The organism is Streptosporangium sp. NBC_01639 (assembly GCF_045209755.1).
GTDB lineage: Bacteria > Actinomycetota > Actinomycetes > Streptosporangiales > Streptosporangiaceae > Streptosporangium.
Window position 1 is genome coordinate 5502060 of record NZ_CP109272.1, and the last position, 11789, is coordinate 5513848.

Genomic DNA, 11789 nt, shown 5'->3' on the forward strand with positions numbered 1-11789 from the left:
CGCTAGGAGAGTCTGATGCTCCAGAGCGACTACACAACGTCGCAGCTCGATGTCCTCGAGGCAGAGGCCGTTCACATCATGCGTGAGGTGGCGGCCGAGTTCGAGCGTCCGTGTCTGCTCTTCTCCGGCGGCAAGGACTCGATCGTCATGCTCCGCATCGCGGAGAAGGCCTTCTGGCCCGCGCCGATCCCCTTCCCGCTGATGCACGTCGACACCGGGCACAACTTTCCCGAGGTCATCGAGTTCCGTGACCGCCGTGCCGAGGAGCTGGGCGCCCGCCTGGTCGTGGCCAGCGTGCAGGAGTCCATCGACGCCGGCCGGGTGACCGAGGAGACCGGCCGCAGGGCCTCCCGCAACCGCCTGCAGACCACCACCCTGCTGGACGCGATCGAGGACAACGAGTACGACGCGGTGTTCGGCGGTGCCCGCCGCGACGAGGAGAAGGCCCGCGCCAAGGAGCGGGTGTTCTCCTTCCGCGACGAGTTCGGCCAGTGGGATCCGAAGAGCCAGCGCCCCGAGCTGTGGAACCTCTACAACGCCAGGATCCACAAGGGTGAGCACATCCGGGTGTTCCCGCTGTCCAACTGGACCGAGCTCGACATCTGGGACTACATCCGCCGGGAGGGCATCGAGATCCCGTCGATCTACTTCGCGCACACGCGCAAGGTGTTCGAGAGGGACGGCATGCTGCTGGCCGACAGCGATTTCATCGTCCGCGACGAGGACGAGCCGCTCTTCGACGCGATGGTCCGTTACCGCACGGTCGGCGACGTGACCTGCACCGGCGCCGTCCAGTCCGCCGCCGTGACGGTCGAGGAGATTATCGACGAGATCGCCGTCACCCGGATCACCGAGCGCGGCGCCACCCGTGCCGATGACCGCGCCTCCGAGGCCTCGATGGAAGACCGCAAGAGGGAAGGCTACTTCTGATGGATATTCTTCGCTTTGCCACGGCGGGAAGCGTCGACGACGGAAAGTCGACCCTCATCGGGCGGCTGCTCTTCGACTCCAAGGCGATCTTCGAAGATCAGCTTGAGGCCGTCGAGCGCACCTCCCGTGACCGAGGCACCGAGTACACCGACCTGTCGCTGCTCACCGACGGCCTGCGGGCCGAGCGCGAGCAGGGCATCACGATCGATGTGGCCTACCGCTACTTCGCCACCCCCAAGCGCAAGTTCATCATCGCCGACACCCCCGGGCACATCCAGTACACCCGGAACATGGTCACCGGCGCCTCCACGGCCGACCTGGCGATCGTGCTGATCGACGCGCGCAAGGGCGTGCTGGAGCAGTCACGGCGACACGCCTTCCTGACCACGCTGCTGCGGGTGCCGCACCTGGTGCTGGCCGTGAACAAGATGGACCTCGTCGACTACTCCCAGGAGCGGTTCGAGGAGATCCGTGAGGAGTTCAGCTCGTTCGCGGCGAAGTTGAACGCGCCCGACCTGACGTTCATCCCGATCTCGGCGCTGCACGGCGACAACGTGGTCTCGCGTTCGGAGAACATGCCCTGGTACAACGGCTCCTCCCTGCTGCACCACCTGGAGCACGTGCACATCGCCTCCGACCGGAACCTGGTCGACGTGCGCTTCCCCGTGCAGTACGTCATCCGTCCGCAGCGGGCCACGGACCCGGCCTTCCACGACTACCGGGGCTACGCCGGACAGGTCGCCGGCGGCGTGCTCAAGCCGGGTGACGAGGTCATGCACCTGCCCTCCGGCCTGGTCACCAGGATCGCGTCGATCGACACCTTCGACGGGCCGGTGGAGGAGGCGTTCGCGCCGATGTCGGTGACTCTCCGGTTGGCGGACGACATCGACATCTCGCGCGGCGACATGATCTGCCGCCCGAACAACCAGCCGCACGTCGCCCAGGAACTGGAGGCGATGGTCTGCTGGATGACCGACGCCAGCAAGCTGGGCCCGCGCACCAAGCTGACCATCAAGCACACCACCCGCACGGCCCGCGCCCTGGTCCGCGACCTGCACTACCGGCTGGACGTCAACACCCTGCACCGCGACGAGGAGGCCCCGTCGCTCGGCCTGAACGAGATCGGACGGGTCTCGCTCCGGGTCACCCAGCCGCTGTTCGTGGACGACTACGCGAGAAACCGCCTGACCGGTGGCTTCATCCTGGTGGACGAGTCCACCAGCAACACCGTGGGCGCCGGGATGATCGTCGACGCGAAGTAGGGTCCTCGCCGGGCGCGCACCGTGCTCCGGCCGGCACCGCCGCCCGGCCCCGGCTCTCGCCGCACCGTGCTCCGCCCGGCCCCGGCTCTCGTCGCACCGCACACCGGCCCTCCCCGGCCCCGGCTTTCCGTCGCACCGCACGCCGGCCCCCTCCACCGCACCCGCAGCACGGGCGTGGCGGAGGGGGCCGGTGTGCGATACGGACCGTGGCATCCCCAGGTAGATCCTTTGCCTGTTCGTTGACCGCTTGGTAACTCTCCGCGCTACTGTCGGCACGTTCCGTATCCATCGGGTAAGGATTCGTGCCTGTGTCTGATACTCCCTCCCCAACCCGGGTCGTCTTCGTGGGCGGCCTCGGCCGCAGCGGCACCACGCTGCTGGAGCGCCTCCTCGGCGAGGTGCCCGGCATCGCACCGCTCGGGGAGGTCGTCCACCTCTGGACGAGAGGCGTGCTGGCGGATGAGGCCTGCGGGTGCGGCCGGCCGTTCGGGGCGTGCCCGTTCTGGCGTAAGGTCGGCGAGCGCGCGTTCGGCGGCTGGTCCGAGGGGCTGGCCCACCGGATGCTCACGCTCAGGCAGCGGGTGGACCGCACCCGGCGCATCCCCACCCTGGCCCAGCTCCTCAGCGACGGGCAGGCGGGCTCCCTCGCCGCCTGGCCGTCCCCCGGCCTGAGCGGACTCGGAGAGTACGTCGCCGCCCACCGCCGCCTGTACGACGCCGCAGGAGAGGCGGCCGGCTGCCCGATCGTGATCGACTCCAGCAAGCACGCCTCCCTGGCCTTCTGCCTGGCGGCCGCCGGAGTCGACGTGCACGTCGTGCACGTCGTCCGTGACCCCCGCGCGGTCGCGCACTCCTGGGGCAGGCGGGTCGCGCGCCCCGAGGACGGCCGGCCGATGACCCGATGGTCACCGGCCCGCACCTCGATGCACTGGCTGGCCCAGAACCTCAGCCTCGAACTCCTGGCACGCAGAGGCGTCTCCGTCACCCGGATCCGCTACGAAGATCTCCTGGAGACTCCCGCCGGCACACTCAGACGGCTGGTCGCCAGGATCGGTCTCCGGCCCCGCTTCGACTTCCTGGCCGATCGCGAGGCCGAGCTCTCGATGGCCCACACGGCCTCGGGCAACCCCATGCGCTTCACGGTCGGCCGGATCGGCCTGACCCCGGACGACGGCTGGCGCACCGCCGCCTCGGCCCGGCACCAACGCCTGGTCACCGCACTGACCTGGCCACTCATGAACAAGTACGGATATCTCGGGAGACTGGCGTGAGTCAATCGGTGGGCGTGGTCATCCCCACGCGAGGACGTCGGCCGGACCAGTTGCGCTCGGCCACGTGTGCCGCGCTCAGCCAGGAGCACTCCGGATCGATGGAGATCGTGATCGTCGTGGACGGCGGCGACCCGGATTCGGTCACCGACCGACTGGCCGACCTGCTGGCCAGCAGGTCACCGGAGACACAGCGGGAGAAGACGATCTCACGCAGCGTCCGGGTGGTGGCGAACCGGCTCTCTCCCGGTCTGCCGGGGGCCCGAAACACCGGTATCGCGGCGCTCGGCACCGACCTGGTGGCCTTCTGCGACGACGACGACCAGTGGCTGCCCGGCAAGGTCGCCGCGCAGGTCGCCGCGCTGGCGGCGGTTCCGGGCGCGGGGTTCGCCAGTGCCGCCATCGAGGTCGAGTACGGCTCGCGCCGGGTGGCCCGGTTGGCCGGGACCGATCTGGTCACCCGGGCCCACCTGCTGCGTTCACGCATGGTGATGGTGCACTCCTCGACGTTCCTGTTCCGGCGCGGCGCGTTCTGGGTCGACGAGAGCGCGCCGGGTGGTCAGAACGAGGACTGGGACCTGGCGTTGCGCGCCGCCGCGCGTCACCCGATCGTGCATGTCGACCGTCCTCTGGTGCGCGTCCGCTGGGGTGCGTCCCTGTACGCGACCCGGTGGGCCGACCGGATCGCCGGGCTGGAGTGGATGCTCGCCCGGCACCCTGATCTGGCCGTGGATCCGCGCGGCGCGGCGCGGGTCTACGGTCAGCTCGCCTTCCACCACGCCGCCCTCGGCCGGCGACGGGAGGCGGCCCGCTGGGCCTGGCGGGCCTTCACCGCACGGCACGGCGAACCCCGCGCGCCCATCGCGCTCGCCGTGGCGGCCGGTCTGGTGTCGGCCCAGGCCGTGCTCAGCACGCTGCATCACCGTGGGCGCGGCATCTGATGGCGCTGCGGGCCATCCAGGAGGCGTTGAGCGTCCCGCACCAGCGGCCGCGACCGGACAGGGCCACCCGCAGGCGCATGCGCCGCAGGGTGCGCGTGGCCGGTCTCGCGATCGACCCGATGACCGAGGGCGAGGTCGTCGACCACGTGGTCGAAACGCTGAAGCGGGGTGACGGCGGCCACCTGGTCACTCCGAACGTCGACATCAGCTGGGCCGCCTCCCGCGACCCCGAGGTACGCAAGATCATCGAAGGCGCCGACCTGGTGGTGGCCGACGGCATGCCGCTGGTGTGGGCGGCGAAGCTGCTCGGCACCCCCCTGCCCGGCCGGGTCGCCGGTGCCGACCTGATCTGGTCCCTGACGGAGGCCGCCACCTTCTACCGCTATCCGATCTACCTGCTCGGCGGTCCGCCGGGGGTGGCCGGGGCGGCGGCCGACCGGCTGATCGACCGTTACCCCGGGCTGCTCGTCGCCGGAACGGACACCCCGCCGTACGGGTTCGAGGCCAGCCCCGAGAGCTGCCAGGAGGTCAGGGACGCGGTGGTGGCCGCCGGTCCCCGGCTGGTCTTCGTCGGCCTCGGCTTCCCCAAACAGGACCGGCTCATCGCGATGCTCCGCAAGGACCTGCCCGGCACCTGGTTCGTCGGCTGCGGCTCGGCCATCTCCTTCGCGGCCGGAGCGGTGCGCCGGGCACCCACGTGGATGCAGCGGGCAGGCCTGGAATGGTTCTTCCGACTGCTCAACGAGCCGGGCCGACTGGCCCGCCGCTACCTGCTCCACGACTTGCCGTTCGCGCTCTGGCTGCTCACCGCCTGCCTGTTCCGCCGGCTGTTCTCCTGACCCCCGCGGGGCCGGCCGATGACCGGCGACGGTGCACCGCGAGCCGCCTCCCCTACCGGGTGGCCAGTTCCCTGACCCGGTGGATCTCCTCGGCGGTCAGCCGACCGGCCGCCGTGGCCAGGGCCTGGCGGGAGTCCATCGGCCGGTAGGCGGTACGGGACAGACCGCTCCAGGTGAAGCCGCCGGCTGTGGTGGCGGCTGCCGTACACGCGCGGGAGATGCGTGCCTCGGCGCGGGCGGACCAGGTCAGGCCCGCCCACTCGTACAGGCGGCGGAAGCCGTGCTGCGGGGCGGAGGCCAGGTCCTCGTAGCGGACCAGCAGGATTCCCGGATGCCGGGCGGCCAGGTCGACGGCGACCGTTCTGGCCGCCCGCCACAGTGCGACGGCCTTGGCGAGGCGGTCCTGGCAGCCCACCAGCGAGCGGAGCTCCTCAAGGTGCGGGTGGTCGCGGAGGAGCAGGGGCTGTTCGAGCAGTTCGTGGAAGTAGATCGTCCAGCCGAGCCGCTGCCAGCTCCCGACGAACGACACGGGGTCGCGCAGCAGGATGACCACCCGGCAGCCCAGCCGCTCGGCGAACCAGCCGGCCGAGAACAGCGCGAACGGATCGTCCAGCAGCGCCCGGCGCCCGGCCAGCCGGCCGAAGGTGAACGCGGTGCCGTACCGGACCATCCGCGCCAGGTCGTACGGCGAGCGGTTGCGGCGCAGTTCGGCGGTGAACCGGTAGCGCAGCGCGACCGTGTCGGTGAAGGCGGGCAGCCAGGCTCCGTCGTTGTCCGGGCAGATGTACTGGAAACGGTGGGCCACCAGGGCGTTGAGCACCCCGGGGGAGCGCCCCGGCGGGCGCTGCGGGTTCAGCGGCTCGTTGACGTAGACCAGCTCACCGCTCGCCGTGAGCATCTTGCCCGTCCAGCTCGTGCCGCTCCTCGGCAGTCCGGTCACCAGGACGGGCGTCATCGCGCCCGCCACGACGCCAGGACGGCCCGGCTGTGCACGCCGAAGGGGTGCAGCCCGTGACGGCGGTGGATCAGCCACAGGGGGAGCAGGTTCTTGACCAGTGTGCCACCGGCCCAGCCGAGGGCGGCGCCGAGCGCCCCGCAGCCGGGGACCAGCGTCACGTCCAGCGCCACGGTCACCGCGATGGCGGCGACCAGGTTGGCCAGGCTGGCACCGGTGTGCCCGGCGGCGGTCAGCACCACGTCGGCCATCCCGCAGGCAGTGGCCAGCATCATCGTCACGGCCAGCACGAGCGCCACCGGGACGCCGGAGGCGTAACCACCGCCGAACAGGCCGAGCAGCCACGGTGCGAGCACGGCGTAGCCCAGCCAGATCGGCCAGGTCAGCAGGACCAGCCAGCCGGTGGCCGACTGATACAGCTCACCGGCGCGCGCCAGGTCACCCTCGGCCAGCGCGCGCACCAGCCTCGGCTGCACAGCCTGGGTCAGGCCCTGGTTGACGAGCTGGCCGACGACCTTGAACCGGGTCGCGGCGGTGTACACCGCCGCCTCGACCGGCCCGGCCAGCACCGCCACCACCACGATGTCCAGCCGCTGGAACACCGCCTGGATCGCGGCGGCCAGCGACCGGGGCCAGGTATAACGCCAGAAGTCGTGGGCGGTGCCCGGCAGATAGGGCGTGTCCGGCAGCCGGCCGCGCAGCCAGAGCACCGACAGCACCAGGACCGGCAGGGACGGCAGCGCCCAGGCCGCCGCGAGCAACGGCACCGACTCCGCATCCGCCAGCACCACGGCGCCGACCAGCACGAGCTGGGCCGTCGGCTGGAGTATGCCGCTCAGCAGCACGGTCGGCCGCATCGCACCGAGTCCGCGGGTCGCGGCCACCGCGATGTCCGCACAGGTCATCACCGGCAGCGCCGCCGCCAGCACCCGGACCGCGGGGTCGGGCGCGGTCGCGGCGGCCACCGCCCCGGCGAGCAGTGAGAGGGTCGCGACGGGGACGAGCGCCGCGCGGACGTAGCCGCGGGTGCAGCGGTATCCGAACGGCCGGGACCGGGCGATGAAATAGACCAGTCCGTTGCCGGCGTCCATCCGCAGGATCCCCCCGGCCATCAGGCAGAGCGCGGTCGCCGCGAAGAAGATGCCCGCGGTCTCCTGCCCGGCTCCCCGGGTGACCAGCACGACCACCCCGAACTGCGCGGCGGCGCCGATGCCGGCCCCCACCAGCCCGGCCAGCCCGCCCCGCGCCGTCCCGTTCAGACGGGGCAGCCGGGCGGAGGTCAGCGCCGCCATGTCGGCTCCGCGCCGAGCCACGAGGTCAGCAGGGCGTCGGACTCCGCGAAGTGGTCGGTCAGTTCCCGGCGCAGCGACTCGGGCATCGGCGCGGGCCGGGGCCGGGCGTTGTGCCGCTCGAACACCGGATCGCCGATGTGCGGCAGCCCGAGAAACTCCAGCACCCGGTCGTAGACGACCTCCGGCTCGGTGAAGAAGCGCCCGCTGTCCAGGACGAGCAGCCGATCCCGGCCGATCAGCGGCTCCAGCGGGGTGAGCTGCTCGGCGTAGCGGCCCCTGGCCAGGTAGGCGTGGTGGCGGTGGGAGTGGTGCAGCGAGTAGGGGGAGGCGCGCAGCCCCGCCACCGCCCCGGCCAGCCTGCCCTCCTCCAGCTCCACGGCCCTGGGGAAGGAGGGTTCGGTCTCGAAGCCCCGCGCCAGCTCGTGGGCGTGCGCCGAGAAGGCCCGTTCCACCGGGTCGCGGACCAGCACGATCATCTTCACGCCGGGCAGGTCCCAGGCGATCCGGGGACAGGCGAGCGGGTGGAACAGGTAGTAGGGCGACGACTCGAAGGTCTGGGGCCGGCAGCCGTACCGGCGTGCCAGCCGGGCGGCCGTGACCCGTAGCGGGAAGTGCGCGCGATACCAGAGAAGGCCCCGGTCGTAGGCCACGTCGAAGTAGTGCACGCCCTTGTGCAGCACCGGCTTGAGGATCAGCGGGTGCTGGGCCAGCGCCCGGTAGAGGGAGGTGGTGCCGGAGCGCTGAGCCCCGACGATCAGGAAGGAGGGCAGCACCCGGCTCTGGGCGGTGAGGCGTCCGGTGGTCCGCGAGAGGACGTGGACGGAACGCTTCAGCCTGGGCTTCACGTAAGTGTCTCCTGGAAGTCGACGACGGGGTTGAGCCAGCGCTCGGGCGGCCCGAACGGCGTGTGGCCGTCGGCCGCGTGCCGGTCCGCCAGCGTGATCAGGTAACGGACGGCGGTCAGCCTGGCCTCCGCGGCCGACAGCCCGAACGGGGCCAGGACGGGCAGGGCCTGCGCCAGGCAGGCCCGCGCGGCGGTCGCCGGGTCGGTGCGGCGCAGGGCACGCTGGAAGAAGTGGTGGACGGCGTCGAAGCCGTGCGGCACCCCGGTGGCGAACCGCTCCCAGTCCCAGACCAGCAGCCGCCCGTCCGCGCCGCGCGCGATGTTCCACGGGGAGAAGTCACCGTGCCAGGCGGACCCATGGTCGGGGATCCGGCTGATCTCGTCGACGGCGTCGACGAGCAGGTCACCGGGGATCCGGCCGCGCCGTACGGGGAGCGGGCCGAGCGCCAGCACCGACAGGCCGTGCCAGGATCCGTGGTGCAGCACGGACGGCGGGACGACGGTCTTCAGCGGCGCACCGGCGAGCAGGTGAAGGGCCCGTGCCTCGTTCGCGATGAGTTCGCGGACCCGGTCGGTGTCGCCGATCTTCACGAAGGCGGCCAGCCCGTCCGGGGTGTGGGCCTCCAGGATCGGTTTGCGGTTGACCCGCAGGGCGGGCCGGATGTGCAGCACGACCCTGACCGGAGCGCTCAGCACCTCGCTGAGATAGGTCTCGATCGTGTCCTCCCCCACCGGGACAACGGTCTTCCCGCCGGGGTGCCACCAGACGCGGGGGACCAGCCTGCGGGGGAGAAGGGGATGGGGGAGCACGCTGTAGGGCCGGTCCTCGCCGGGACCGGGGAACAGCAGGCCGAGGGTCTCGCCGAGATAGCGCAGCCGGACACGGGCGTCGTTCATGTGGTCCTGCCCGCCACGGAGTTCCTCCAGAGCAGTGCGAACGAGATCAGATACAGGCTGAGCGGCGTGACCAGCCCGTCGTAGACGAACATGTAGAGCAGGGTCAGGATCATCACCAGGACTCCGGCCAGCCCGATCGGGCTCCGGTCGCGCCAGTGGCGGCGGACGGCCCCGGTGAAGAACGCCACGTAGAGCGCGGCTCCGACGAACCCCTGGGTGATCAGCAGATGCCAGATCTGGCCGTCGCTGCCCAGCGGGGGATGGCCGCAGGTGTCACACCAGTCGGTCTTCCCGGTGGTGACCGTGCGGTGGTTGCCCGTCGCGTTGCGGGTGTTGCCGTAGCCGATGATCGGGGAGGTGCTCGCGGCGGCGACGGTCGCCGACACGGTGAAGGCGCGGATGTCGTTGCTGTGCGGGCTGTCCAGCCGCTGGGCCACCATCGCCTGCAACGGGCTGAGGAAGAACACCAGCGCCCCGCAGGCGGTGGCCGAGCAGACCACGACGCGGGCCCTCGACCCCAGCCGCAGGAACAGGTAGGCGGTGGCGACACCCAGGCCGATCCAGAGGCCGCGGTTGAGGGAGTAGACGATCGGGATGGCGGCCAGGGCGATCAGCGGGGCCACGGCCAGGCGCCTGCGCGGCCCGCCGTACACCCACCAGCCGACCACGAACCAGATGAGCAGCACCGAGATGTTGCTGCCCCAGGCGTTGGCCCACTCGAACGGGGCCTCCGGGCGTGGGGAGGCGTGGCCGAGGACCTTCTGCACCTGGGCGGTGGTGGGGTGGATCAGGTTGCGGACGAAGGGGTTGCCGCTGACCCACCCGGGCAGGATCCGCTCGACCGGTGAGGTGAAGTCGGCGTGCGGGGCGATCACGCCGAGCAGGCCGCCCACGACGGTCGTGACGAACAGTGTGCCGAGCATGCGCACCAGGGTGAGCTGCGGCAGCTCCTGCTCGGTCAGGTTGCCCAGGTAGAGCACCATGATCATCAATGAGAGGTAGAGGAGCAGGCGCATCACGTAGCCGATCACCCGTCCGGCGCCGAGCTCGCCGTAGGTGCCCGGGGGCATCTCGTCGAGCATGAGGGCGCTGACCAGGTAGCCGGCCAGCAGCAGCAGCCAGAGCCCGAACCCCCGTGGCGCCCTGATCGGCCTCCGGCGCAGGAGGATCAGCCCCATCGGCACCGCCAGCACGATCACCGACAGCCCGCCGAAACCCAGAACCCACCAGAGCGGGTATCCCACCAGCAGCGCGGCGATCGGCCAGGCCGCCCGATGCAGGCCTCTCATGAAGGGAAGACCAGGGTGTCGGTCGGAGGCGGGCCCGGTGCGCGCCGGTTCCGGGCGGAGCCCCTCCTCGCCGAGGACGGGCCGGAGCCGCGGGAGCCGGAGGACGGGCCGGAGTCGCGGGGGGTGGAGGTGGCAGGCGCCCTGCCCGGCGGGGTGACGACCGCGCCGAGCACCGGGATGCCGCGCTCGTTGAGCTGCCGTACGGCCTGCGTCACGTCCCGCGAGGACGTGCCCGGCACGCTGACCAGCAGTACGGCGCTCCCCGTGCCCGTCAACTCCTTGATCTCCCGGGCGCCGACGATGTCGAGACCGGTCAGGCGCTTGATGTCGGAGCCCGCACGGATCCGGGTGTCCAGGCGGTCGCGGCCCCAGGCGACGCCGACCCCGGCGAGCAGCCCGAGCATGAGGCCGCTGCCGAGATGGAGGGGGGCGCTGGGGGAGCCGGGCCTGGCCGGTGCGACCGCGTCGCTGATCACCGACCCGGGGGTGACGGCGATGGTCTTGAGCGCGTCGTATCTGACGGTGAGTTGGTAGACCTGTCGGCTGAGGACGTTCTGCCGCTGCAGGGCGATGGTCCGCCCGGTGGTGCCCCGTGCCAGCGTGGGGAGCGAGTCCACCACGGTGACCAGGCTGGCATTGACCTGTTTCAGTTTGGTGAGAAGCGTCGTGAGCTGTGCGTCCAGTGCCTGCGTGGCGGACTCGCGCCGGTTGTCGAGATAGGCCTGGGCGTAGGCGTCGGCACCGGTGGCCGCGGCGTGCGGGTCGGCGGCCGTGTAGGAGATCTGCAGGATCGAGGTGTTGGGCGGCACGGACACCTCGACGGGCCCCGGCGTGCGCTTGAGCGCGGCCTTGACCTTCTTGGCGACCGTCGCGGACTGGGCGATCTGCACCTCGGTGTCGAGGTTGAGCGCCTCGCGCTGCCGGCTGGTCACCTGGTTGGTCTGCTCGGGGAGGCCGGTCGCGGCCACCAGCACCTGGGCGGAGGCGGTGTAGGCGGGCGGGGTGAGCCCGAACAGGGCGGCTCCGCCGGCCGATCCGGCCAGGAGGAAGACCAGGAGGGTCGGCCATCTGCGGCGGAGAAAGGACATGTAGTCCGCCAGATCCCCGCCGGAGCGGCGGACGGGGGCATCCGGCGGCAGGCTCATGAGGTCCCTTTCGGGCGGTGTCGATGCTTCAGGACCCTGGAAACTATAGGTCGGGTGGCCATTTCTCCGACTCGATACGCAGGATTTTCTTCATGCCGGTGATGCCGATCACGGTGCGATAACTAGC

The 11789-nt window shown here is 71.4% G+C and carries 11 protein-coding genes; 5 read left to right on the forward strand and 6 right to left on the reverse strand.

Annotated features, from left to right (window positions below):
* Positions 1–15 precede the first annotated feature (15 nt).
* From cysD to OHA77_RS25255, 5 genes are all read left to right on the forward strand, one after another.
* A complete protein-coding gene (cysD, locus tag OHA77_RS25235; protein ID WP_406311955.1) occupies positions 16–930 on the forward strand; it encodes a sulfate adenylyltransferase subunit CysD in 915 nt (304 codons plus the stop codon).
* Entirely contained in the window at positions 930–2192 is a 1263-nt protein-coding gene (gene cysN, locus OHA77_RS25240) for a sulfate adenylyltransferase subunit CysN (RefSeq protein WP_326825752.1), read from the forward strand. Before cysD ends, cysN begins: the two co-directional genes overlap by 1 nt.
* A 308-nt stretch (positions 2193–2500) precedes the next feature.
* Complete coding sequence (locus OHA77_RS25245) at positions 2501–3463, forward strand: sulfotransferase (RefSeq protein WP_406311956.1); 963 nt, start codon at positions 2501–2503, stop codon at positions 3461–3463.
* The gene (locus tag OHA77_RS25250; protein WP_406311957.1) at positions 3460–4401 is read left to right on the forward strand and encodes a glycosyltransferase family 2 protein; all 942 of its coding nucleotides are present in this window, start codon (positions 3460–3462) and stop codon (positions 4399–4401) included. The genes OHA77_RS25245 and OHA77_RS25250 overlap by 4 nt, the downstream gene beginning before the upstream one ends.
* The gene (locus OHA77_RS25255; RefSeq protein ID WP_406311958.1) at positions 4401–5240 is read left to right on the forward strand and encodes a WecB/TagA/CpsF family glycosyltransferase; all 840 of its coding nucleotides are present in this window, start codon (positions 4401–4403) and stop codon (positions 5238–5240) included. Before OHA77_RS25250 ends, OHA77_RS25255 begins: the two co-directional genes overlap by 1 nt.
* A gap of 52 nt (positions 5241–5292) precedes the next feature.
* On the opposite strand, the gene OHA77_RS25260 is transcribed toward OHA77_RS25255, so the two are convergent.
* The 6 genes from OHA77_RS25260 to OHA77_RS25285 are packed head-to-tail and all read right to left on the reverse strand — an operon-like array spanning position 5293 to position 11662.
* Positions 5293–6195, reverse strand: coding sequence for a sulfotransferase (locus tag OHA77_RS25260; RefSeq protein WP_406311959.1), 903 nt, complete (start codon positions 6193–6195; stop codon positions 5293–5295).
* Entirely contained in the window at positions 6192–7487 is a 1296-nt protein-coding gene (locus OHA77_RS25265; protein WP_406311960.1) for a lipopolysaccharide biosynthesis protein, read from the reverse strand. The genes OHA77_RS25260 and OHA77_RS25265 overlap by 4 nt, the downstream gene beginning before the upstream one ends.
* Complete coding sequence (locus OHA77_RS25270) at positions 7475–8332, reverse strand: sulfotransferase domain-containing protein (RefSeq protein ID WP_406311961.1); 858 nt, start codon at positions 8330–8332, stop codon at positions 7475–7477. Before OHA77_RS25270 ends, OHA77_RS25265 begins: the two co-directional genes overlap by 13 nt.
* Positions 8329–9228, reverse strand: a complete 900-nt coding sequence (locus OHA77_RS25275) for a hypothetical protein (RefSeq protein WP_406311962.1) — start codon at positions 9226–9228, stop codon at positions 8329–8331. The genes OHA77_RS25270 and OHA77_RS25275 overlap by 4 nt, the downstream gene beginning before the upstream one ends.
* On the reverse strand, positions 9225–10517 hold the full coding sequence (locus OHA77_RS25280; RefSeq protein ID WP_406311963.1) for an O-antigen ligase family protein: 1293 nt from the start codon (positions 10515–10517) through the stop codon (positions 9225–9227). The genes OHA77_RS25275 and OHA77_RS25280 overlap by 4 nt, the downstream gene beginning before the upstream one ends.
* On the reverse strand, positions 10514–11662 hold the full coding sequence (locus OHA77_RS25285) for a Wzz/FepE/Etk N-terminal domain-containing protein (RefSeq protein WP_406311964.1): 1149 nt from the start codon (positions 11660–11662) through the stop codon (positions 10514–10516). Before OHA77_RS25285 ends, OHA77_RS25280 begins: the two co-directional genes overlap by 4 nt.
* Positions 11663–11789: the final 127 nt, after the last annotated feature.